Genomic DNA, 23,280 nt, shown 5'->3' on the forward strand with positions numbered 1-23,280 from the left:
TTGGTTATTGTGCAGTATTTCATTCTTTGAATCTCTGAGGATGAAATACTGCGAGTGGTCAGTTTTGGGTGCTGCCAATCAAGTTTCAGGTTCGTCAGGGTATAGGTCTGAAATATGGATTATTGGCATTTCAGACACTGCATCGCACTGTTTGAGTCGAGGGCAATGTAAAAAATATTGCCAAAACGCTTAGATGTGTAATGCCCTCTCTCAGTTCAGATATAGGAGAGGGAATTACACATAACCAAAATTCATATGCCAGATGTTTCTGCCTCAAAACGGCTGGCCATATCTTCCAGCGGCCAGCGCGGGCGGGGGCGTAGGGCATGATCGTTTAAGGGGGGCAGATTACGTTCTGCGGATTCTTGCCATGTTTCCAGTGCGGCCCAGCCCACCATAACGGCGTTATCTGTGCACAGGCGCAAAGGCGGAGCGGCAAAGCGCAGGCCACGTTGTGCGGCTGTTTTTTCCAGCGCAGCACGTAAAACCGTGTTTGCAGCCACGCCACCGGCCGCCACCAGCAGTTTGGCTTCGGGCATCATATCCAGCGCATGTTCAATACGATCTGTGACCACATCGGCTACGGCCTGCTGAAAAGAGGCTGCCAGATCTGCGGCAAACTGCCGGGGCAGAGGGGCCGTGCCAAAAGGTGCGAGCTTTTGGGAAATGGCGGTTTTTAGCCCGGAAAAAGAAAAATCGCACCCTTCACGCCGCCAGAGTGGGCGGGGCAGGGAAATGGCTTTAGGGTTGCCCTCACGCGCCAGTTTTTCCAGCTCCGGGCCGCCGGGCCAGTCAAGGCCCAGCATTTTGGCAACCTTATCAAAGGCTTCCCCTGCGGCATCATCAATCGTGCCGCCCAGTTTGCGGTAATGGCCCACACCTTCTACAGCAATGCACTGGCAATGGCCGCCAGAAACCAGCAGCAGCAGGTAGGGGAAGGGGGCACCATCGGGCACAATGCCGGGCAGGCGGGCCGTGAGGGCATGGGCCTCGACATGGTTGACCGCTACAAACGGAATGCCCAGCGCCAATGCCAGCCCCTTGGCAAAACCGGTGCCCACAATTAGCCCGCCAATCAGCCCCGGCCCGGTGCTGGCCGCAATGAAAGACAGAGTCGCAGGAGCGATCTTGGCATCCTGTAATGTGGCCTTAACCAGATTCGGCAGCAGGGCTAGATGGGCGCGGGCGGCAATTTCGGGTACCACGCCACCAAAATCTGCATGCCCGTCCTGAGAAATAACGCGCTGTGCCAGCACGGTGCCATCTGGGGCCAGAATAGCGCATGCGGTTTCATCGCAAGAAGATTCAATGGCCAATATTGGGCCATCTGGCCTGCGGTTTTGTGCGGTTTCGTTCATGGACGCACCATGCAAAACAGCGTATTCTTCCGCCAACGCAACAGATGGACGGGGGCGGAATGTTTTTTCGGTCGCGCAAGTTTTTCAGACCAGCCGGGCATCATCACTTCTTGTCCTTTCTCTATTCCCGGTAATAGACACTCTTATGGATTCAGCCTACCCTTCCTCATCCGCCCCTTCTCCTGCGTTGCAGGAACTTGCGGCGGAAGCGGCGGCCCGCCAGAAAAAGGCGAGTGGCCATTCTGGGCGCCGCACCCTGCCTTTGCGTGTTGGCACGCGGGGTTCGCCCCTCGCGCTGGTGCAAACGCGCGCCTTTCTTACCACGCTTACACGCTTTTGCCCCGTTTTGCGGGATATGGGCGCGTTTCAGGAGCACCAGATTAACACCACGGGTGATCAGGTGCAAAATCGGCGTCTGGCCGAAATTGGTGGTAAGGGCCTGTTTGCAAAGGAAATTCATGAAGCCCTGCTGGATGGGCGGATTGATTTTGCCGTGCACAGCCTCAAGGATCTGGAAACCACGCTGCCTCCCGGCCTTGTGCTGGCCTGCACGCTCAAGCGGGAAGATGCGCGTGATGCCCTGATCCTCAGCCCCGGTCTTGCGCAGTCCGACCCGGATGATCCGTATTCTGCCCTGCCAGAAGGCGCGCTTATTGGCTGCGCATCCGTACGCCGGCAGGCGCAGATGCTGCATGTGCGCCCAGACCTGAAATTTGGTCTGCTACGCGGCAACGTGCAGACCCGACTCGATAAACTCGCGGCGCATCAGTGTCAGGCCACATTGTTAGCCCTTGCCGGGCTCAAGCGTCTTGGCATGGCAGAACGCGCCAGCATTGTGCTGGACCCTACAGTTATGGTGCCCGCCGCAGGGCAGGGCATTGTGGGCGTAACTGTGCGTGAAGATGATATTGAACTGCGCGAACTGCTCTCTGCGATTGAAGATTATGAGGCCCGCGCCGTCGCCACGGCGGAGCGTTCCTTGCTGGCAGAACTGGATGGCTCCTGCCGCACGCCTATTGGTGGGTATGCCCAGCTTCTTCCCGCCGAGGACGGGAAAGACCCCAAACTGCACCTTACGGGCCTTGTGGCGCGTGAAGATGGATCCTTCCTGTTAAAGCGCAGCATCACGGGCCTGCCTGAAGATGCGGCAAGACTGGGTAAGGAGCTGGGTGAAAGCCTGCGTAAAGATAGCCCAGCCGATATTTTTGAGGAAAACTGAGGTCAGGCCATGCATCCGCGCGGCGTGATAGTGACACGCCCGGAACCGGGGCTGAGTGAAACAATGGCAGCCGTTGCAGATGCAGGCTGGTTGCCATTGGCCTCACCTGCATTGGTTGTGCAGCGGCATACGTTGCGCCTGCCGCATAAATTACCCGCAGCCATACTCCTTACCAGCGGGCAGGCTGTTTCTGCCGTGGCGCATGCGGCCCAGCAGGTCAAGGCGCTGGATATACCGGTTTATGCGGTAGGAGATCGCACAGCCCAACGGGCGCGAGATGCCGGGTTTACGCATGTTAAAAGTGCGGATGGTGATGCCCGTGCGCTTGTTGTGCTTTTGCAAACTCACCAACAGCCACAATGTGGCAGTCTGCTGTTATGCTCTGGGGCAGGCCAAGGCGTAGAGCTTGCGGCTTGGTGCAGGCAGGCCGGGTTTAAGGTAGTGCGCCGGGTTGTTTATGCAGCCAAACCAATCCAGCACATAAACGCGCAAACAAGCGCAGCCATTCAGGCGGCCAAGGTGGCGGTGGTTCTGTTTTTTTCAGCAGAAAGTGCGGCTAGTTGGTTGGCAGCTTTGCCAAAGGCAGAGCAGAATCTGTTAGCTGCGCAGGCAAGTGCGGTGGTGATATCTGGCCGTGTGGCCGGTGTGCTGCGTGCGGCCGGTTGGCAAAACATACGCGTTGCAGAGCATGTATCCGCCGCAGCGGTTATGGACGCTTTAGGGGCGTATCCCGCATAAAAAAAACCTCCGCACCCGTAAGTGCGAAGGCTTTTTGTAACCCTTAACAACAAGGGCAACGCAATTATGCGTGGCCTGCTGCTTCGGGGAATTCTGCGCGGCGTGCCTGCCACAGAGCCACAAAGTCGATCGGCTGCAACACGATGGGCGGGAAGCCGCCATCACGTGTTACATCGCTGATGATGTTACGGGCATAGGGGAAGATCAGGCGCGGCACTTCAACCAGCAGGATCGGCTCAATCAGTTCCTGCGGCGGGTTGGTTAGCGTGACCACAGCGGCGTAAACCAGCTCGGTCAGGAACACGGTGCGGCCAGCGGGGCCACCTTCCTTTTCCGGGGCTTCCTTGGCTTCTGCCTTAATGGACAGAACAACCTCGTAAACCATCTGGTCGTCCTGCAGGCGGTTGGCCTGCACATCAATGTTTACGCCAATCTGGGGCTGGCTGCGCAGGGTGGCAAAAATTTCCGCACCAACCGGCACTTCAAATGACAGATCACGGGTGTATTGCAGGTTAACGGCAAGCGGCAGTGCGGGGGGGGCGCTCTGTTCTGTTTCAGACATCGGTTCTGCTTTCGTCAGCTTCAACTTCGGGTACCCTTCGCGGTAGCATGCCCGCAGGCATCCGCCAACCGCAAGCGCCATGTTTGGCTGGGTATCAGGGCTGTGCACACGGCTTTTTATGTGTGCTTAGGGTGAAAAATGTTGCCAGTCTCCATTTTCAAAACTCTCTCCTGTCAGGCTCAGCAAAAACCACCAGTGAGAGACCACAAGTGTTTCAGAGGCACGCGTATCTTGCGCCATAATTTGGCGGAACTGCTGTGTCCGGTTTTCCAGGCTTGCGCTGCTTTCTGGCAGGGGGGACCACCAGTGTTCCTCAATATGGGTGAAATCCAGATGCGGCCATGCCACTGCCAGAGCAGAGGCAGGTGTACCTTTATCGCATGAATACATGCCGCGTTCGCGCACAAGTGGCATAATTTGTGGTGTAATGCCCAAGCACTGCGCCAGAGGCGTGGCCGTTTGCAACGCCCGCGTGAATGGAGAAACAAGTATGCGCCGGATTCCCCTATCCGCCAGCTTCAGGGCCAGTTCCTGCGCGTGGGCCTTGCCTGTGGCGGAAAGATGCGGGTCTTCCAACCCCGGATCTCCCCCATGAAGGTTGTAATGGCGGTTGAATTCGCTTTCGCAGTGTCGCAGGATGATCATGATACCCGCAAGGTAGGAAGCATAATGCCCCTTTAGCAAGAGGGCAGGTGATTGTATCCCCCCCTGCGCGTGACTATGTGATAAGTAATACGCGATTCTCCGGTTCTGTTTCATATGCTGTGGCAGAGCAGGCGCAAGGTTTTTGGTGGACGTAAGACAGATGGATTTTTCTCTCGGCCATTTCCCGGTCGATCTGGTGCTTCTGGCTCTGGTTGCAGCGTTTCTGGTGCTGCGGTTGCGTAGCGTGCTGGGCAAGCGCGTGGGTATTCAGCCGGTACAGGTGCAGCTTCAGGTTCGGCCGGATGCAGCGCCCAGAGTTGTGGAAGGCAAGCCAGAGCAGGCCGAAACTGCGGCGGAATTTGATATTCCTGCTCCGGGCACGCGTGTGGGCACATTGCTGGCAGATATCCGGCAGAAAGATCCGTCCTTCACGCCCCAGCAGTTTTTAAACGGCGCACAAATTGCGTTTACACAGGTGGTGGGCGCTTATGCGCAAGGCAATGTGGAGGTGCTGAAAACGTACCTTACTCCTGCCGTACTTTCTGCTTTTGAAGCTGGCATTACAGCCCGTACTGCTGCGGAAGAAACACAGCGCACAGATGTTAAGGCCATTCGTTCTCTGGCCATTGAGGATGTGCGTCTGACATCTATGGAAGCGGGCACCGCGGCCGCTATTGATGTGCGTATTGTTTCTGACCAGATCAGCCTTGTGCTGAATAAGGAAGGCCAGCCGGTAACAGGCACGGATGCCGTAACCGAATTTTCCGATTTGTGGACTTTTGAGCGCCTGTTGGATGTTAACGGCAGCACATGGCGTCTTGCGGCGGCGCGTAGTGCGTGAAGGCTGCCAAAGGTAACGGGGCGCCCCGCGCCAACGCCACTCCACCCAAACCACCGCGTGCCCGCCGCTATAAAATTGGGCAGCAGGAAATAGTGATGGGAGACTGCCTGCGCGCGCTCAAGCGTGTGCCGGCGGAATCGGTAGATGTGGTTGTTACGTCTCCCCCTTATAATATTGGTCTTTCTTACCGCAGTTATCCAGACAGGCGGGAAGAAGAGGATTATCTGGACTGGATGCTGGAGGTTGCGCAGCAATTACAGCGTATTCTCAAGGATGATGGGTCTTTCTTCCTGAATATTTCCGGCTCATCTGCCCAGCCCTGGCTGCCGTTTGAACTGGCGGTGCGGCTACGTGATCTGTTTGTGCTGCAAAACCATATCTCGTGGGTGAAATCCATTTCCGTGGGAGAAGACAGCTTCGGGCATTTCAAACCCATGAACAGCCAGCGGTTTCTGCACCGTGGGCATGAGCATGTTTTCCACTTCACGCTGCATGGGGATGTGCGGCTTGATCGGCTGCGGGCCGGAGTGCCGTATAAGGATAAATCCAACATCGCCCGCCGGGGCCACCGGCAGGACAGGCGCTGCCGTGGAGATACGTGGTTTATTCCTTACGAAACCGTGCGTGGCCGTGCAGAAAAGTTTGATCACCCTGGAACGTTTCCCGTAGCACTGCCAGAGCAGTGCATTCTGCTGCATGGGCGGGAGGGGGCGCGTGTGCTTGATCCTTTTATGGGCACAGGCACCACGCTTTTGGCCGCCCAAAGGCTGGGCTGCTATGGGCTGGGGATGGAGCTGGACCCCGAATACGTGGCCATTGCTCGTGCCCGGCTGAAGGATGATTTGGCATCCTGAGTGCCGCATCATCGAAAATTTCAATTATTAAAACAAAAACAATCGTTTGGACATATTGATATGTATCAAACACAATGCAGGTAACAGTGCATAAAAGCTATTCAATCAAGACGTAGAAATCAGGAGGCCGGGTTTTGAAACGATTAATCGTGTCAGCAGTGGGTGCAGCCCTGCTGGCTTATGGTGGAACAGTTGCTTACCTGCAGCATTTTGATCATATTACAGCGCCAGAATTACCAGCATCTTCTCCCACGCTAAAAGATCCTGTGGCATTGGCGGCATTTAATGCCGTGCGTGAATCACGGTGTGATTATTGCCATGCCGAACAGCGTGATCTGCCATTTTACTTCCGCTTGCCCGTTGCCAAGCCCCTTATGGAAAAAGACCGCGCCAATGGGTTGCGTCATTTCCGTGTAGAACCGGTGCTGGATGCGTTTGAACAGGGCACTCCCCCCACGGAAGAACAGCTTTCTCGCATTGAGGAAGTAATTACGCAAAACCGCATGCCACCAACCCTGTACCTGCTGATGCACTGGCATGCGCATCTGTCTAACGCAGAGCGTGAAGCCGTGCTGAAATGGGTGCAGGATACGCGCCGCAAATACTACAACAACACAGGTGCGGCAGAGCAGTTTGCGGCAGAGCCCATTCGCCCTGTGCCAGAAAGTGTTGAGGCCGATCCGGCCAAATGGACACTGGGGCGCAAGCTGTTTTTTGATAAAAGCCTGTCGGGCGATAACACGCTCAACTGCGCAAGCTGCCACGGGCTAGATACCGGCGGGGTAGATAATCTGGTTACAGCCACCGGCATTGGGGGGCAGAAAGGCCCCATCAATACGCCTACAGTGTATGATGCCTACTTCAAGATGGCACAGTTCTGGAACGCCCGCGCCACCACGTTGGCAGAGCAGGCCGCAGGCCCTGTGATGAACCCGGTGGAAATGGGGTCTCACAACTGGGAGGAAGTGGCCAACAAGCTGAACGCCAACCCGGACTATGCACCGCTGTTTCAGGCTGCATTTGGCCCCGATGCCAAGGTTGATGAAAAAACCATCACCACAGCTATTGGCGAGTTTGAAAAAACGCTGGCTACGCCCAATGGCGCTTTTGATGAATACCTCAAAGGCAAGCCGGATGCCATTAGTGAGCAAGCCAAACGCGGGTATGAACGCTTTAAGGCCATTGGCTGCTCTGGCTGCCATACCGGCATTGGTGTAGGCGGACGCGGCATGGAAATCATGGGGCTTGAAGGTGATTACTTCAAAGACCGTGGTGGCAAGCTGACGGAGGCTGATGAAGGCCGCTATACGGTCACGCATGAAGCGAGTGACATGAACCGCTTTGTGGTGCCCAACCTGCGTAATATTGAGCTGACAGGCCCATATTTCCATGATGGCAGCGTAAAAACGCTGGATGAGGCTGTGCGCAAAATGGCCCGTTACCAAACCCCGGATCAGAACATTTCTGATCAGGATGTAACGGATATTGTGGCCTTCCTGAAAACGCTGACAGGGCGTTACGATGGCAAGTTGCTGACCAACAGCAACCCGGCTGCCAAACAGTAAATCTGCTGTAAAGAAAGCAGCCCTTTAAACAGGGGTTGCTTTTTCTTTTCTTGAAAGATGGCCCGCAGGCAGGTGATAACCAAGCCTGTCGGGCCATTTTTGGTTTTGCGGCATGAAACGTAGAGGGTGATGTGAATAGGCGTCGGCGGCAGTTGCAGGAGGGGGAAAAGGCGCTATGGGCGCTGGTTGTGCGGGATGTAGCCCCCCTGCATGTGGCCGAGCTTGTGCCACCTGCAGCACAAAACACGCCAGAGCCACAGGCTATTCCACGCGCACAGGCCAAGGTGGGCAAAAAGTCTCAGGCCAGTGGGCTTATGGCGTCTTCATCCGGTGCCGGAACTGGGGCCAGTTACAGCTTTACAGCTCCGCGTGCGCCATCTGCTGGCCTGCGTGTGCAACAGGCTCCGCGCCCGGTGGAAACCATAGGTAAACGCCAACCGGGTGTGGATGATTATAGTTGGCGGCGCTTTACCCAAGGCAGCTTTAAGGTAGAGCGGCGGCTGGATCTGCACGGTATGGTCGCGCAGGAAGCCTTCCATCGGCTGATGGAATTTATGGATGTAGCCACCCATAGGGGCCTGCGCTGCGTAGAAATTATTACCGGCCTGGGCACCGGGCACGAAGGCGGGATTTTACGGCGCGAACTGCCACATTGGCTGGAAAGGCCAGAAATCCGCCGCCGTATTCTGGGGCTTACCTACCCCCATGCGGGTAACCGGGGGTCTGTGCGTGTTTTACTGCGCAGGCGGCGTTGAAAGCAAAGCCGGGGGCGTGGCATCGCGCCAGCGGGGCAGGCTTTGGGCAAACCAGCGGCGTAGCGCCATAATAACATGCGGCTCGGGCATAAGCGTTTCATAAAACGGGGTGCCAGCCGTGCCTGCCAGAATGGTCTGGTTTTCTGCCAAAGCGGCCTGTTGAATGGCGGGGCGGCTTGCGCATGTTTCTGCCGCATGGCGCCAGCGGGCAATGCTGTCTGGCTGTGTTAGGGCTGGCAGTACAAGCCCGGCGCGTAAGCTGCTTGCTGCGGCAATGGCCCCCCATGCAGGGAGCAGAAACGCGGGCTGGGAATATTTGTGTTCCTGCTGCAGCACGGCCAGCAGATCTGGCGGCAGATCGGGCAGATGGATCTGCATATCTGGCCGGGCATTATTTACAAATAGGGGTGTAAAACCGGCGGCCTGTAATGTGGCAATACGGCTGGGGTAACTGGCATCCAGCGGCAGTTGGATAACATCGGTCTGGCCTGCCTGCAATGTGGCCATGGCGGCCTCTGGTGTGGCATGCCCGGCTACTGGTTGCGGGCGCAGGCCCAGCATATCCAGTGCCAGAACGGTTGTCAGTTCCGAACCTGTCAATTTGGAAATGGCAACCCGCGTGAGCTGTCCACTCAGGCGGGCACGGAAAGACTGATGCAGACTGATACGCCCCACAGCAACGCTGGACTGCGCGACCAGAAACACCGGGGCCCAGCGCCGGTAATCAAAATGGATACGCGGCCCACCCAGCATGGCGGACAAAATGGCCGTGCCAGGTACAATCAACCCAACAGGGCCAGGGGTGGATTGTTGCTGGGTATCAAACAGATTGGCGCCGGTTATTCCATCCCACCCAGTTGTGGGCGTAAGTTGCAAAGGGGGGGTAAAGTGCAGTTCTTCGGCAAGCGCGGGGGCAAGCAGATTGCCCCATCGCCCACATTCCGAAGCCATGCTGCCGCCAATAATCAGGGCGTTACCCCCATCTGCACTGGTGGCAGAAAGAGAATCCTGCGCATGTGCCATATGCGCACGCGCTGCAATGGCAGCCGCACTGCCAAGCAGAACGCTTAGGAACATGCGGCGCGAGAATTGCCGTTCAGGCATCACAAAAAGCCGGGGCTGATCAGCGTGGGGCAAGCGCGGGAAATCCTCTTTCTGATTCTGCCCCCATATAAGCGCATATGCGGGCAGAATCACGCGTGTTTTATTACGGCCATTTTACTTCGGGTGGCATGCTCATCAGAATGGCTTCTGTATGGCCACCTGTTTTCAGGCCAAATAGTGTGCCTCTGTCGTGCAGTAGGTTGAATTCCACATATCGACCACGGCGGATAAGCTGGGCCTCGCGTTGTTCGGGCGTCCAAGGTTCCATCATGCGGCTGCGGACAATTTCGGGAAACGCGTTCAGGAACGCCAGCCCTACATCTTTTGTAAAGGCAAAATCTTCCTGCACGTCTCCACTGTTCAGCCGATCATAAAAAATACCGCCCAAGCCGCGGGGTTCGTTACGGTGGGGGAGATAGAAGTATTTGTCACACCACGCCTTGAAGCGCGGATAATATTCCGGGTCATGCGCATTGCAGGCCTGCGCAAAGGCGGCGTGAAAGCGTGCGGCATCATCCTGTGCTTCTGCACTTTCGGGGAACATGGGGGTAATATCCCCACCGCCGCCAAACCAGCCTTTGGTGGTGATAATCATGCGGGTGTTAAAATGTGCAGCAGGCACAAGCGGGCTGCACATATGCGCCACCAGGCTGATACCTGTGGCAAAAAAATGCGGATCTTCTGACGCACCGGGAATGGTGGCGGCAAATTCTGGCGTAAAGGTGCCCTGCACGGTGGAAACGTTTACCCCCACTTTTTCAAACACACGGCCATGCATCACGCTCATCACACCGCCACCGCCGGGGGTGCCATCCTCGTTCTGGCGGTTCCAGCTTTTGCGTGCAAAACGGCCTGCAGCCTCATGGCCGGGCAGAACGGGGCTGTTCTGTTTTACGGCATCGTCTTCAATCGCCTCAAAAGCGGCGCAAATTTTGTCACGCAGGCTTTCAAACCATTGGCGGGCTGGTTCTCTAAGGGCTTGGTGGGCAGAAACATCAGCTGTGTCGGTGGGCGTCATTGAACTGTCTTTTCCTCATCGTCCTTGCCTGAAGCTGCCATCTGCTTACAGGCTTTCAAGGGGTGCGCTTTTAGGCGCATCATTGCAAGATGAACCCGAACATCGTTAAACCAACAGCAGCTCTGCGCAGGGCAGGAGCATGCACCCTATAAAGTGGCGTAAGGGGAGAAAAGGGCAAGATGGCAGCAACACCGGCCCGCCATACGGAGCAGGCAGAAAAGGAAGCACATTCCTTTCTACAGCAGGCGGGTGCGTATGCACGGCATTATGCCCGCCTGCCTTTGCCCGCAGACCTGAACTGGTGGTGGACCATTGGCGCCATGCTGGTGGCTGTTCTGGTGCTCATGCTGTTATCGGGGCTGACGCTTACACTGGGTTACACACCAGATGCCTCGCTTGCGTTTGGGTCTGTTGAAGCCATTGAGCGCCGGATGCCCTCTGGCTGGCTATTGCGCGCCATGCATATGACAGGGGCCTCGTTTTTTATGGCGGCCTTGTATGTGCACCTGTTGCGCGGGTTGTATTATCGCACCTATCTGCCACCCCGGCGCGGTGTATGGTTAAGCGGCTGCGGCCTGCTGGTGTTGGTGATGGTTACGGCCTTTGCAGGTTATGTGTTGCCGTGGGGACAGATGTCTTACTGGGGGGCGGATGTGGCCGCCAAGGCTGTAGGGGCCGTGCCATTTGTGGGGCAGGGGTTGGAGCAGGTTTTTCTCGGTGGTGAAAGCCCGGGCACACCCACGTTGCACCGTATGTTCACCCTGCATTTTCTGTTGGCGTTTGTGATTATTGGGCTGGTTATGGCCCATGTTGCCGTTGTGCATGCAAAGGGCAGTTCCAGCCCTTCTGTGCAACCCGCAACACGGCGCAAATATCTGCCGTTTTACCCGTATTTTACCACGCGGGATATTTTGGCCGTACTGGTTATGGCTTTGGGTTTTGTGGCTGTTATGTGCTTTTGGCCGGGGTTGATAACAGAGCCCGCCAATTATCGCCCAGCTAACCCGTTGCACACACCTGCTGATATTGAACCCGAATGGTATTTTTTGCCGTTTTACGGAATGTTGCAGGTTGTGCCCTCCAAGTTCTGGGGGCTGCTTGTTTCGGGCGGTGCGGTGGCTGTGCTGTTTGCCGTGCCGTGGTTGGATAACGGGCAGCGTACAGCAAACGGAAATGGGGGTTTGGCACGTATTGCAGATGCCGGGGCCTTGTTTGCATGTGTGGGCGCTGCGGTTACCGCTGCTGCGGCAGGTTTGCATCATGCACAGGGTGGATGGCTTTTGGCGGGGCAGGCGGCCTGTTTGGTGTATTATCTGTATTTTCTGGCCTTTTTGCCCTTACGCACCCGCTTTGCGGAGAAAAACGCATGAGGGGGCAGAAAACACGTTCCGCGCTTCGGTTTTGTACCGGAGGGATGCTGCTTTTAAGCGCTATTGTGCTGGGGCCAGATATTGTGCAGCCCGTACAAGCACAGCCTGTTAAAGCGCCAGAGCAGAACTGGTCTTTCAAAGGGCCGTTGGGGCATTTTGATCTGCCATCTGTGCAGCGTGGATACGCTGTGTTTGCGGGAATATGTGCCTCCTGCCACAGCTTGTCGGAAGTGCGTTTTTCCGATCTCACAGATATGGGCTTAACGCTGGAAGAAGTGGGCGCCGTTGCTGCCACATGGCAGGTGGCAGATGGGCTGGATGCCGAAGGGCGACTGAAGCACCGCAATGCCCGGCCAGATGATGCACTTTCTTCTTCCTATTCCGGGCCGGAGGCTGCGCGTGCGGCCAATGGGGGTGTGGTACCGCCTGATCTTTCGCGCATTGTGCAGGTTTACCCTGGTGGAGCAGACAGGCTTTTTGCGCTGCTCACCGGCTATAAGCCCGATGCAGCACGCGTGCCCGGTAAAGGGTTTGCCAATTCCTTTGCTATTGGCCATTACACCGCCATGCCGCCGCCATTGCGTGAAGGCGCGGTAAAATATGCAGATAATACTCCCGCAACCGTTACGCAGGAAGCGCGGGATGTTACCACTTTTCTTGCGTGGGTTTCTGCACCGCATCAGGATACCCGCCGCCGTGTTGGCATAGGTGCAGGTTTGTATCTGTGCTTTCTTGCCGTGTTGTTTGTGATTTTAAACCGGAGACTCTGGTCGCATGTCAGAAAATGAAACTGTGGAACCTGTTATTGGCCTGATAGGCGGGTCTGGCCTGTATGATATTGACGGGTTGGAAGAAAAGGAATGGCGCACAGTAGAAACACCTTGGGGCCTGCCGTCTGACCAGCTTCTTTTCGGGCGGCTGGATGGCGTGCGCTGCGTGTTTTTGCCGCGCCACGGCCGTGGGCACCCCATTCCGCCTTCACGCCTGAATTATCGGGCCAATATTGCCGCCATGAAGATGTCTGGCGTAACAGACATTGTCTCGCTTTCTGCTGTGGGGTCTTTGAAAGAAGAATTGCCACCGGGGCATTTTGTGGTGATTGATCAATTTATTGATCGCACCATTGCACGCACCAAAAGCTTTTTTGATACAGGCTGTGTTGCGCATATTTCCATGGCAGACCCGCTGTGCAACCGCGTGGGTGATGTGCTGAAGGCGCAGGCAGACAAGCTGGGTATTACTGCTGTGCGTGGCGGCACCTATCTGGTTATGGAAGGCCCGCAGTTTTCAACCCGCGCAGAAAGCGAGCTGTACCGGAGCTGGGGGTGCTCCGTTATTGGTATGACCAACATGCCAGAAGCCAGCTTGGCGCGTGAAGCAGAAATCTGTTACGCCACAGTGGCTATGGTGACAGATTATGATTGCTGGCACACGGAGCATGACAACGTGACCGTAGATAGCGTTGTAAAAACCATGCAGGCAAACTCAGCCAATGCCAAGGCACTTATCAAGGCCACAATTCCTGCTTTGGGTGGCAAGCGCCATAGCTGTAGCGCTGGCTGTGATCATGCGCTGGAACATGCTGTGATGACGGCACCAGCCGCGCGTGACCCTGAACTGGTGGCAAAACTGAAAACCATTGCCGGCCGCGTTCTGTAAAATTGTAAAAATCTGGCATGAAGCAAAGTGTTTTGTTGCTTCATGCCAGGTGTTGAAAGCTTTCTGAAAAATCGGGGAAACCATGCATATGGCAAAATATGGTCAGGTTTTTGCATGTATGTGCATGGTTTACCTGTTAGGGCATGGGCTGCATACTGCACAGGCGCAGCATACTATACGTTCTTGCAAACCCTCTGATTTATCCGTGCATTTTTATGATGGGCAGGGTGAATTTAATGGCATGTCTCACAGTGGGGCATGGATTGTTCTTTTCAACCACAGCGCATCACGCTGCACGATGCCAGTTGTGCCGCAGATTTTGCTTGAAGATGCACAGGCGCATGTTCTGGCAACAGGCAAGCCAGGGCAATCTCTATCAGGCCAGAAGTTACGCCAGACAATACTCAGGCCCCATGTGCAATGGCGGGCCAGTATGTATTGGGTTTCTGGAGATGTGTATGATGGCGGGCACTGTGTGACCCCAATGCGTGCTGTGCTGAAGTTTCCTGTAGGGGATTTGGGCGTTGATTTTCCACAACGCACCTTATGCGGCCCCGCCTCTGGGGATATTTTGTTTGAGCAAGGGCAGTTGCAGCAAATACCGCGTTAACGCGGCAGGTTTTCTTGTATTGCTCATATTTTGAGCATTGCAGCGGCATCAGGGGTGAACTGTTTTTTATTGCAGCCTGTTCACCTTTTTCGATTTCTCCTTTAGGACGCACCCAGACCTTTAACCGGAGAGCCGGACAGTTATGCCGCATGTTTTTCTGCCTGTGCTGGCGTTTGCCGCTGCATGGGGTGTTCTTGTTTTAACACCGGGCACAGAAACAGCCCTTATTATTCGGCTGAGCATTAGTGTTGGGCGTACAACAGCCATTGGGGCTGTGCTGGGCATTGCCAGTGGTTTAACATTGTGGGGCATTGGCACGGCTTTTGGGCTTAGTGCCCTTATTGCCGCATCGCACACATTGTATCTTGTGTTGCAATGGGCTTGTGCGGGGTATCTGCTTTTTCTGGCATTACGGTTGGGGGCCAACGCTGTGCGCGCCACGCCGGAAACAGAAACAGATACCGAGGGTAAAGCGCCAAAGGCGTTTTGGTCTGGCTTTCAGCGGGGTATGTTCACCACAATTCTCAACCCTCTTGTGGGGGTGTTTGATTTAACGGCTTTCCCGCAATTTATTCCTAAAGAAGTCAATGCTCTTATATATGCCCTGCTGCTGACAGCAGTGCAGACCACACTGACATTGGCATGGTATTCTACATTGGCGGCCACAGCACTGTTTTTTAGCAGGTTTTTAACCAAGCCCATTGTTATTCGTATTTTGGATGGACTAACGGCTTTAGTTTTTGTGGTTTTTGCTATTCGCCTTGTTATTGAAGGCTGATTGCAGATTTTAAGAAAACTTTCGGAAACGCTTCATGTTTTTCTGAAAACGGGATTCCTTGGTTTTCTGTTGCAGGGCAATTAGATGCCGGAATGCAAAGGACATTAACGCGCACCCCACCACAAACCCCACCAAGGTAAGCATCACCAAGGCGGATGTGCTGTAAACTGCCCAGGACCGGGTATCGGGCAGGGCATCCCATATGGGTTTTAGCCAGCTTATACTGTGCGGATCATGCACCGGCATGTTTGCGCGGAGCATGGCATCCTTAATAATCACCATTAAAGTTATAGGTAATGAAAGCGCCATTAAAAAAGCGCCAGATGCCCATATTAGAATATATTTTCGTTCCTCTGTGCACATTTTTGTTTTCCCCTACATGTTCATCAGATCATGCAATATAGGGAAAGAACGCTGCATCATGCCTTGTGGTTGCGTGGCTGAGCATGCTGATAACATGCCCAGCTGCACACATCCGTTTTTAGAGGCGTGTGAACAGGCTTTTTTCTGGCAGGCGAGACTTGGGCAATTTGGCATTGAAATCTGCATCGGAATGATAACCGAGGGAGACCAGAACAGCCGGCGCAAGCCCTTTTTCTTTCAACCCCAGTTCCTTATCCAGAATGGCGGCGTCAAACCCCTCCATAGGCGTTGCATCCACGCCAAGAAATGCGGCTGAAAGCAGAAGGAAGCCTTGGGCAATATATGTCTGTTTCTGCGCCCATGTTGCAACATCGCCCATCTGTTCATGCAGGCCCACAAAACCATTGCGCCCTTTGGTAATGGATTCTTTGGTGGCCTCATTCGCAAAGCGACCGTCTTTCTGTTCCTGTTCGGTCACGCTTTCAAGGTATGCGGGCGGCAGGCTGATGCGCGAGCTCAGCACGATAACATGCGAGGCATCCATAACGCGCGGCGCGTTAAACGCAAACATGCCGCTGGTGGCCTTGGCAATGCGGGCTTTGCCTTCATCATTATCAGCAACAAAAAAATGCCAGGGCTGAGAATTAACGGAAGACGGGCTGTAGCGCAGGGAGGCCAGTAACTGGCTAAAAATATCTGCCGGAATTTTGCGCGTTTTATCGTAAGCTTTGGTGGTATGCCGATGGGTAAGAATTTCAACAAGATTCACGGCTGTTCTCCTCAGCTTTCTTTGATGGATATACGTAAACGTAACTTTGGAACCTTAAAACGTCACGTTGCCATCCGTAATGGATGCCATGCTTGAGAAAATACTCAATGATGTTCAGATGGTGCTGTGGTTTCAAAGGCCTGCAAAAAGCCTTCCACATCATCATTCATCAGGAGCGGCATCCGCTCACGGATCATGTCCTCTGGCCAATCCCACCATGCAAGTGCCAGCAGCCGTTCAATAATTTTTTCAGAAAAGCGATATTTGATAACGCGCGCCGGATTGCCCCCAACAATAGCATATGGTGGCACATCTTTGGTAACGGTGGCAGCGGTGGCAATAATGGCGCCAGACCCGATAGTAACGCCAGAGAGGATATTGGCGCGCGCACCAATCCATACATCATGGCCAATAATCACATCGCCTTTGGTGGAATGATCATCCGCTGCCTCAGCGGCTTCGGGCCAGAAGTGTTGCAAATCCTTAAAAGGGTAGGTGGAGACGGTATCTGCACGATGATTACCCAGGATAATCAGAACTTCACGGGCGATCGAACAATATTTTCCAATTTCCAGGCGCGCATAGTTGGCTTCTATAACAATAGGGGAGCCCTTTGCGCCGTAAGAATGTTCTCCAATAACCCAGTCCCATTCTGCAATTTCGTAGGCAAGAGCGTGGCGTAACAGCAGAGAGAAAACTTTCTTGCCGTGTGGCATAGGGGGCTCCTTTAATCTTGGAAATTGGTTTTGCATGCATAGCATGGCAGAACATAAAAGCAGTTCAAGAGCTGAAACTTTTGCCCTTTCTCTGCCTTTTTCTTGCCCATGCAAGGGCATACTTACCTGACAGGCTCTTTTCATCCACAAGAGGATGAAAGCAAATGAAACAGATTACATCTTCCATTATCGCCATGACCACGCAGGCTTTTGCGCTTCTGTCTGTGTCCAGATGGTTTGGGGTGGAAAATATGATGGGCTATTCTCTCAGCACTCTGTGATTTCATAGCTGCCTCATGCCTATGCAGCGTGCGCCCGAATAAGCTTGTAGAAGCAACATGTGGGCCGATAGGGTGTTAACATACATGTTGGTTGGGCAGGGGAGAGAGGCATGATGCAACGCATATGCGCCGGGCTGGTGCTAGGTGCTCTGTGCTTGAGCGCACATGGCGCACGTGCACAGGATGATGCGCACAGCCAGCCGGAAAACCCGCCCATCACTTATTACTGGCACAACTGGGCAGATCATAATGGTGTCAGCCATATGACAAAATGCCCGCTGCATCATTACACGCTTAAGAGCATGAACAAGCCTGCAGCGCCTCAATGGTCTGATGTGCTTGCAGAAGGGCAGGCAAGAATTATTTCAACAGTGCAGCCCGATCACTGGAACGGCGCATGGCATACTGACCCGAAGGTGCAATGGATTATTCCGCTGAAAGGGACATGGTTTGTTCAGGCAATGGATGGAACGCGTGTGGAGATGGGGCCTGGAGAGATATCTTTGGGGGAAGACCAGAAAACAGTCCCTAATGCTCTGGGGCAAAAGGGGCACCTTGGTGGGAATGTTACACCAGGTTCGGTCACGCTAATGGTTATTCAGCTAACAGAAGCGCCTACGGTTGATCAGCCTTGCCGATTTAAATAATAATGACGTGTATTCTTTGTTTCTGTGGGTTTTGTTTAAGGAAGCAAGTCTGCTTTTCTATTACCCGATAGATCGTATTTTTATAATACACTCTTTCAATATTACATATTGAAAGAGTGTATGACTTTCAAACAGACTTTCTGAAAGCGTGCGTCATAAGGAATGACATAGAATGCACTTTAAAAAATTAGTAAATCTCCACTTTTCTAAAGTGCAAGTAATTTTCTCCCTCAACTTCAATTTTTACAAACCGGGCATCTATGTTATTATTTGATAAATCAATAGAAATATATTTATCAGCTCCCAAGTTTATATCATTTAGAGATATTTTCCCTCTCCATATATCTCCAAAATTTGAGAAAGAAATAGACAGACATTTTATTCTGTCTGAAGCAGCATCTTTCCTATTATAAATAACTATTTTTCTTATTTCTTTTATTGTTTCTAAGTCAACAATCCACCATGGGTTTTCTTCAAAATCTGTATGGTTGCCATATGTTTCTGGGAAGTTTTCTTGAACAACAAAGCTTGCATCTTCTTCTACAGAAGACCCATGAGACCATTCAGATATAGAGCTTTGCGTACATGGTTTCCCTACAGAAATGCAAACTTCTCTTGCTCCAACATTAATATCAAATGCTTTTTTTGTAACGCCTCTCCAAAGGTCTCTTAAATATGTATCTTTAACGATAGAATTTTTTATTATATTTTTATAATCGCCTTTTTCAAAAGCCTCTTTCCAAATTTTCTGGCGAGAAAAAGAACTAGTTGCACTTCGCTTCCAACGCCGTATGAAATCTTCTGTAGATTTTATGAAATAATGATTTAAAACTGCGACTTCTCTTATTTTATTCGAAGCCCCTAATAAATATTGCATGTGATGTTCTATTGGGCTTTTTATGAATTGGTTCATATTTTCGCCCAAAACGTTAACGCAATTAAAATCAGTCAAATAGCTACTTATTCCATGGTGAATTGAATCATCGGGGTCTGTATCTATGCATTCTTCATTGGTTTTTATCCATTCTTCTGAATAGATTTCAGTTTTCGACACCACTTTTGTTAAAGGATGTAGAATGTTTTCTCTATAAAAATAGTTAAGAAGTACACTACCTTCTGGTCTTTTTTCAAAGGAATTTGTTCCAAACATAGACCAATTGAAGTAAACAGCATCGTTTTGCTGAAAATTTTCCATGAATTTTTTAATATTGTTGATGTTTCTTAATAGTAGAAATTCATCACAATCTAAAAAACTGATCCATTTGGTTTCGTGCTTAAACCTTTTCAAAAAATCCAATATCATTCCAAATTGATTGCCCACTTCGGCATAATGGACAAATGTAATAAAGCTATTTTCATTTGACATGAATGGAAGGCAATTTGAATAAAGATCTCTTGGATCATCATCATTGCAGTACAGATATATATGATCAAAACCTATACTTTTGTAATATGAGACCCACTCTGATATATTATTGTATTCCCATCTGCAGCAGGTCATTATAGAATATTCATACTTATGTTTATTAAGCATTTTGACAGGTCCCTGGAAATTATTTTTCATTTATAAAGTTTACATATATGCGCGTCAATTGAGATTTTTTTTCATTTTAGCGTCAAAATATGTGCTATTTGATATCTACTATACACTACAAATTCTTACCATCTTTAAAGCATGTCATCAGTTGACGACAAGATGATCGACGGCACATACGGGCTCCGTAAATAAAGCGCGGATCAGACCATCAGAGGGTTCCATAGCGAGGCTGACCACAAAAATGCCTATAGTTGTTGTCGATGCTGCGGAAAAGGCTATGACTCTTTCCTTGATGTTTGGACAAAGAACGAACATCACTGAAGCAATTTAGCTGCAATTGATCTGCTTCGCGATCATTGGGATGAACTGACAACATGTTCCATCCTTTCCCTCATCATGTCCTGAATTATAGCTCTCAAGTTTATTCAGAAATAACAAATAAACAATCTATCTATTTTTTATATTATAGATGGAAGTTTAAATTTCTGAAATATATTGAAAATGCAGTAAGCCATTATCATTGGAGCACTATCCCTATGAAAGATATTTTATATGCCTGGTAGCGGTGTTGGGGTCCTTGATAAATGCATGGAGTTACAAAAACATCTTGCATACGTCTCCAAAGGGTTAACAGCGCAGGAACTTGCGCGTTTAACCAATATGGATCGAGGTACGGTTCATAGATTGCTTAAAGCAATGATATACTGGAGGCAGGTGGAGGCTGAAAATGGTGTATACCGATTAGGGGCAGGGTGCTTGTTACCAGCCAGTGCTTATCTTACGCGGTTGCCCTTACGGCGCGTGGCACTCCCTTATACTATTGATTTGCAACATGTTATTTCAGATCGTCCGGCTATTGTGTCTGTAGCTCTTCCTGTAGGAGACAGGATTGTACTGATCGAACGTATGTGGACAGCCACAACACCATTTAATGTTGTGGCTGATTTAGACGATACATTTGCAATAGATGGTTGCACCAGTGGGCGTGCTATTCTTGCAACTTATACAGAAGAACAGATACGCCAAACGGTAGGAGATGAACGGTACGCTCAGGTAGCACTCAAACTAAAAGAAATAACAGAAAATGATGATTATTCTTTTGGGGAAAGTGAACAGCGTCAGGGTTTGTCTTCTATTGGTTATCCAATTCGGCACGCGCAGAATGCTGCGGTAGGTGCTCTGGTTATAGCTGGATTGGAGATGGAGGATGTATTGCAAGTTTCATCTCCCCTAGCGCAACATTTGCAACGGGCCTGCAAAGGTATTTCTGAACAGTTGTTTGGTTGAGAGGCCGAAAGCTTTTTAATTTTTTAAAAGTTTGAGCAGCTTGGCTTGTTGTATTTTTCCGTAGTGAGAGCGTGGAAGCTGTTGTAAAAAAATAATTTGTTTGGGCACTTTGTGGCGAGAGAGGTGCTTTTTGCAATAAAGAATCAATTCTTCCGTTTCTATTTTGATACTGGCGGATGGCACAACAGCTGCGCATACGCGCTCGCCCCATTCTGGATCGCTTATGCCGAAGACATGCGTATCTGCAACATCTGGATGAGAGAGAAGGCATTCCGCCACCTCTTTAGGTTGCACAGACATGCCACCAGACCGAATGATATCTTTACGGCGGCCAACAATTTTTAAAAAATATGTTTTGTCCAGAATGCCCAGATCTCCTGTTGCAAGCCAACCATAGCGAAGCACCGAGGCTGTTTTGTCCGGCTGTTTCCAGTAGCCAGCCATAAGGTGAGGGCCAGAAATTTCTACTTCTCCCACGTTATCGGGGCGTGTGGAGGATATCAGGCGTGCTTGCACGTTTTGTAGGGGAAATCCTACGGCCCCGGCACTGGAGCCTCTTTTGTGTAAAATCGCCAATTTGGGGGCGGGTAGATAAAAGCTCCATGGCGCTTCCGTCATGCCATAAAGAATACTTAATCTGGGGCCGAGCAGTTGCATCGCTTTTTCCAATATTTCAGGAGCCAGGGAGGCAGCTCCAACATCTAGTGAACGGAAAAAGGGAAGGTGGATTGGGTGATCAGGTATATTTCCATGCGTTTGAATATGCTGGAGCAGACGCGTGATTTGTGTAGGCACAAGTGAACTATAGGCTGCATTTGTTGTGTGAAGAAGAGACAGAAAATTGGCTGGATTAAACCGGTCTCCGAGTATTACTGTTCCGCCGTGACACAGATGAGCCAGAACCGATACCGAGGCAATAGGCCATAAGGGGCGGACATTTAACAGTACATCTCCCGCAGATGTAGGGCGTGCTAACCCTATATTGTTTATGATAGCAGCAAGGCTGGCCTGCGTATGCATAACTGCCTTGGGTTGCCCAGTAGTGCCCCCCGTATAGTTAAGAGATGCTAATGAAGGGGCAAGCCGTCCATCCGATGAGCACGTAATGTGTGATTGTTCATTTTGCCACAAAGCTGGCAGGGAAAGGCAGATATTGCCCCCTGCCTGATACGCCATATCTGCGTGGGCGTGGTCATGGAGCAGAATAGCAATTTCAGCATCTGCAATCTGGTTGCGGAGTTCCTCAACAGAAAGAGACGGATCAAACGGTACACGCACATAGCCGTAAGCCATACTGCCATAATCTGCAATCAGATAAGGAATGCTTGCGTCTGCCAGAATTCCAATTCGTGCGCCTTTGGCAAGGCCATGTGCTTCCAGAAATGAGGCCAATCCGCGCAAAGCTATGGCGAGTTGTTGGAAGGTAAGTTTCTGACCTGTGGCAAGTTCGTGCAATGCGAACACGTTGGGCCATTTTTTTGCAGCATTGGCAAAGAAGTATTGCAAGCTCATGCTTTTACCATTCACTTAAAATGATGCGACCATGAACCTGCCGTGATTCCAGCAGTGCATGGGCTTGGGCTGCCTGAGTAAATGGCATAATGCGGTCAATCTGAGGGGTGACAATACCTGAGGATATCATGGCAAGAGACTGGCTCACTTCATCCAGCGTGGCGCTGCCAGAACCCTGCACGCGCAACCTGCGTCCGATAAGTAAACCAGGAGAAACTTCTACAGCCTTGGGTATTATATTGCCCAGCACGACAATACGTCCCCCCATACCTGTGGCACGCAGAGTTTGGGAAAGAGTAAAGCCCAGATTTTCCATGGCAACATCCACACCGTGTTTGCTGGTTCTGTTCCACACTTCGGCGCTGTAGTTTCCATCTGGAGCAACCACGACCGAAGATGCTCCAAGTTCCTTCAGTCGGCTGGCTTTTGCGGCGTCTCCCGTTACGGCAATGACATGCGCACCCAATGCGCGGGCAATCTGGATTTGATGTATGCCCAACCCACCACTGGCACCATTGATAAGAACTGTTTCTCCGGCAGTTAGTCCAGCTTGCGAAACAAGTGCGCGCATGGCCGTACCAATAGGGCAGGAGGCCAATGCAGCTTGTTGGTAAGTTACATTATCCGGGATACGAATGGCAGAGACTGCAGGCAGACGAATATACTCGGCGTAAGCACCTTCTGTATCTACCGCAGGAAGAGAGACTGCTCGGCATAGATCTTGGCGCCCTCTCAGGCAGTCTCGGCATTGCCCACAGAAGCGACGTTGATAGCCGGTTACACGATCTCCAACCTGATGACGGGTTACCGCAGGGCCTATTGCAACAATACGCCCTGCTACTTCGTGGCCCAGAATAACTCCTTTGGGGGCCCCAGTTAATTTGCCTGCTCTATGTAACAGATCATGATGACAAACACCTGCGGCCTTAACTTGTACAAGCACATCGTGCGTACCGAGAACGGGAGTTGGTACCTCTTCTACTTTGAGTTGAGATGGGTCACCAAAGTCTGAAAGTATAATGGCTTTCATGCCATAACCCCTTATGTTTGTTCATATATTGAACATAAAAATCAAAATATAAACTTTTTATA

24 protein-coding genes are annotated in these 23,280 nt (G+C 51.8%); 13 read left to right on the top strand and 11 right to left on the bottom strand.

Annotated features, from left to right (window positions below; genetic code table 11):
* Window positions 1-251: 251 nt before the first annotated feature.
* Window positions 252-1,358, bottom strand: coding sequence for a tRNA (adenosine(37)-N6)-threonylcarbamoyltransferase complex transferase subunit TsaD (tsaD, locus tag CSR02_RS07400; RefSeq protein WP_099541091.1), 1,107 nt, complete (start codon window positions 1,356-1,358; stop codon window positions 252-254).
* A 145-nt stretch (window positions 1,359-1,503) separates the two neighbouring features.
* On the opposite strand from tsaD, the gene hemC reads away from it, so the two are divergent.
* Window positions 1,504-2,577, top strand: a complete 1,074-nt coding sequence (hemC, locus tag CSR02_RS07405; RefSeq protein ID WP_099541140.1) for a hydroxymethylbilane synthase — start codon at window positions 1,504-1,506, stop codon at window positions 2,575-2,577.
* Between the two features lie 9 nt (window positions 2,578-2,586).
* The gene (locus tag CSR02_RS07410; protein ID WP_099541092.1) at window positions 2,587-3,315 is read left to right on the top strand and encodes a uroporphyrinogen-III synthase; all 729 of its coding nucleotides are present in this window, start codon (window positions 2,587-2,589) and stop codon (window positions 3,313-3,315) included.
* 64 nt (window positions 3,316-3,379) lie between these two features.
* Here the strand turns inward: CSR02_RS07410 and secB are convergent, their stop codons facing one another.
* Both secB and CSR02_RS07420 read right to left on the bottom strand, forming a co-directional pair.
* Complete coding sequence (gene secB / locus CSR02_RS07415) at window positions 3,380-3,877, bottom strand: protein-export chaperone SecB (RefSeq protein ID WP_003628317.1); 498 nt, start codon at window positions 3,875-3,877, stop codon at window positions 3,380-3,382.
* Between the two features lie 126 nt (window positions 3,878-4,003).
* Window positions 4,004-4,636, bottom strand: a complete 633-nt coding sequence (locus tag CSR02_RS07420; protein WP_099541093.1) for a histidine phosphatase family protein — start codon at window positions 4,634-4,636, stop codon at window positions 4,004-4,006.
* A 46-nt stretch (window positions 4,637-4,682) separates the two neighbouring features.
* Here CSR02_RS07420 and CSR02_RS07425 point away from each other — a divergent pair, with 46 nt between their 5' ends.
* The 4 genes from CSR02_RS07425 to CSR02_RS07440 all read left to right on the top strand — a co-directional run bounded on the left by CSR02_RS07425 (window position 4,683) and on the right by CSR02_RS07440 (window position 8,537).
* Window positions 4,683-5,363 carry a Tim44/TimA family putative adaptor protein gene (locus CSR02_RS07425; protein WP_042788556.1) on the top strand — a complete coding sequence of 227 codons (681 nt, stop codon included), beginning with the start codon at window positions 4,683-4,685 and terminating at the stop codon, window positions 5,361-5,363.
* Window positions 5,360-6,217: a DNA-methyltransferase gene (locus CSR02_RS07430; protein ID WP_099541094.1), complete on the top strand. Its 858-nt coding sequence runs from the start codon at window positions 5,360-5,362 to the stop codon at window positions 6,215-6,217. Before CSR02_RS07425 ends, CSR02_RS07430 begins: the two co-directional genes overlap by 4 nt.
* Window positions 6,218-6,351: 134 nt before the next feature.
* The gene (locus CSR02_RS07435) at window positions 6,352-7,782 is read left to right on the top strand and encodes a cytochrome-c peroxidase (protein ID WP_042788558.1); all 1,431 of its coding nucleotides are present in this window, start codon (window positions 6,352-6,354) and stop codon (window positions 7,780-7,782) included.
* A 131-nt stretch (window positions 7,783-7,913) separates the two neighbouring features.
* A complete protein-coding gene (locus CSR02_RS07440; RefSeq protein WP_099541095.1) occupies window positions 7,914-8,537 on the top strand; it encodes a Smr/MutS family protein in 624 nt (207 codons plus the stop codon).
* Here the strand turns inward: CSR02_RS07440 and CSR02_RS07445 are convergent.
* Both CSR02_RS07445 and hemF read right to left on the bottom strand, forming a co-directional pair.
* The gene (locus CSR02_RS07445; protein ID WP_099541096.1) at window positions 8,517-9,734 is read right to left on the bottom strand and encodes a hypothetical protein; all 1,218 of its coding nucleotides are present in this window, start codon (window positions 9,732-9,734) and stop codon (window positions 8,517-8,519) included. The two genes, CSR02_RS07440 and CSR02_RS07445, sit on opposite strands and share 21 nt — an antisense overlap.
* A gap of 10 nt (window positions 9,735-9,744) precedes the next feature.
* Window positions 9,745-10,659, bottom strand: coding sequence for an oxygen-dependent coproporphyrinogen oxidase (gene hemF, locus CSR02_RS07450; protein ID WP_099541097.1), 915 nt, complete (start codon window positions 10,657-10,659; stop codon window positions 9,745-9,747).
* Between the two features lie 179 nt (window positions 10,660-10,838).
* On the opposite strand from hemF, the gene CSR02_RS07455 reads away from it, so the two are divergent.
* The 5 genes from CSR02_RS07455 to CSR02_RS07475 all read left to right on the top strand — a co-directional run bounded on the left by CSR02_RS07455 (window position 10,839) and on the right by CSR02_RS07475 (window position 15,076).
* Entirely contained in the window at window positions 10,839-12,029 is a 1,191-nt protein-coding gene (locus tag CSR02_RS07455) for a cytochrome b (protein ID WP_099541098.1), read from the top strand.
* A complete protein-coding gene (locus CSR02_RS07460) occupies window positions 12,026-12,817 on the top strand; it encodes a cytochrome c1 (protein ID WP_099541099.1) in 792 nt (263 codons plus the stop codon). Before CSR02_RS07455 ends, CSR02_RS07460 begins: the two co-directional genes overlap by 4 nt.
* Window positions 12,804-13,688 carry an S-methyl-5'-thioadenosine phosphorylase gene (locus tag CSR02_RS07465; RefSeq protein ID WP_099541100.1) on the top strand — a complete coding sequence of 295 codons (885 nt, stop codon included), beginning with the start codon at window positions 12,804-12,806 and terminating at the stop codon, window positions 13,686-13,688. Before CSR02_RS07460 ends, CSR02_RS07465 begins: the two co-directional genes overlap by 14 nt.
* Before the next feature lie 88 nt (window positions 13,689-13,776).
* A complete protein-coding gene (locus CSR02_RS07470; RefSeq protein ID WP_143225554.1) occupies window positions 13,777-14,298 on the top strand; it encodes a DUF4232 domain-containing protein in 522 nt (173 codons plus the stop codon).
* Between the two features lie 142 nt (window positions 14,299-14,440).
* Window positions 14,441-15,076: a LysE family translocator gene (locus tag CSR02_RS07475; RefSeq protein WP_099541101.1), complete on the top strand. Its 636-nt coding sequence runs from the start codon at window positions 14,441-14,443 to the stop codon at window positions 15,074-15,076.
* Between the two features lie 9 nt (window positions 15,077-15,085).
* Here CSR02_RS07475 and CSR02_RS07480 read toward each other — a convergent pair whose 3' ends face one another.
* The 3 genes from CSR02_RS07480 to CSR02_RS07490 form a co-directional block, all read right to left on the bottom strand.
* The gene (locus tag CSR02_RS07480; protein ID WP_042788570.1) at window positions 15,086-15,439 is read right to left on the bottom strand and encodes a hypothetical protein; all 354 of its coding nucleotides are present in this window, start codon (window positions 15,437-15,439) and stop codon (window positions 15,086-15,088) included.
* A 118-nt stretch (window positions 15,440-15,557) separates the two neighbouring features.
* Window positions 15,558-16,208, bottom strand: a complete 651-nt coding sequence (nfsB, locus tag CSR02_RS07485) for an oxygen-insensitive NAD(P)H nitroreductase (protein WP_099541102.1) — start codon at window positions 16,206-16,208, stop codon at window positions 15,558-15,560.
* 104 nt (window positions 16,209-16,312) lie between these two features.
* Window positions 16,313-16,924 (bottom strand): CatB-related O-acetyltransferase, encoded by a 612-nt coding sequence (locus CSR02_RS07490; protein WP_099541103.1) that lies wholly within the window; start codon window positions 16,922-16,924, stop codon window positions 16,313-16,315.
* 391 nt (window positions 16,925-17,315) lie between these two features.
* Between CSR02_RS07490 and CSR02_RS07495 the strand changes: the two genes are divergently transcribed.
* Window positions 17,316-17,852, top strand: coding sequence for a cupin domain-containing protein (locus CSR02_RS07495; protein ID WP_099541104.1), 537 nt, complete (start codon window positions 17,316-17,318; stop codon window positions 17,850-17,852).
* A gap of 187 nt (window positions 17,853-18,039) precedes the next feature.
* On the opposite strand, the gene CSR02_RS07500 is transcribed toward CSR02_RS07495, so the two are convergent.
* Window positions 18,040-19,416, bottom strand: a complete 1,377-nt coding sequence (locus CSR02_RS07500) for a glycosyltransferase family 2 protein (RefSeq protein WP_099541105.1) — start codon at window positions 19,414-19,416, stop codon at window positions 18,040-18,042.
* A 561-nt stretch (window positions 19,417-19,977) separates the two neighbouring features.
* Here CSR02_RS07500 and CSR02_RS07505 point away from each other — a divergent pair.
* Window positions 19,978-20,676, top strand: a complete 699-nt coding sequence (locus CSR02_RS07505; RefSeq protein WP_208616813.1) for an IclR family transcriptional regulator — start codon at window positions 19,978-19,980, stop codon at window positions 20,674-20,676.
* Between the two features lie 15 nt (window positions 20,677-20,691).
* Here CSR02_RS07505 and CSR02_RS07510 read toward each other — a convergent pair whose 3' ends face one another.
* Entirely contained in the window at window positions 20,692-22,188 is a 1,497-nt protein-coding gene (locus CSR02_RS07510) for a class I adenylate-forming enzyme family protein (RefSeq protein ID WP_099541106.1), read from the bottom strand.
* A gap of 4 nt (window positions 22,189-22,192) precedes the next feature.
* The gene (locus tag CSR02_RS07515; protein WP_099541107.1) at window positions 22,193-23,218 is read right to left on the bottom strand and encodes an alcohol dehydrogenase catalytic domain-containing protein; all 1,026 of its coding nucleotides are present in this window, start codon (window positions 23,216-23,218) and stop codon (window positions 22,193-22,195) included.
* Window positions 23,219-23,280 lie beyond the last annotated feature (62 nt).

The sequence above is a fragment of the Acetobacter pomorum genome (assembly GCF_002738225.1).
GTDB lineage: Bacteria > Pseudomonadota > Alphaproteobacteria > Acetobacterales > Acetobacteraceae > Acetobacter > Acetobacter pomorum.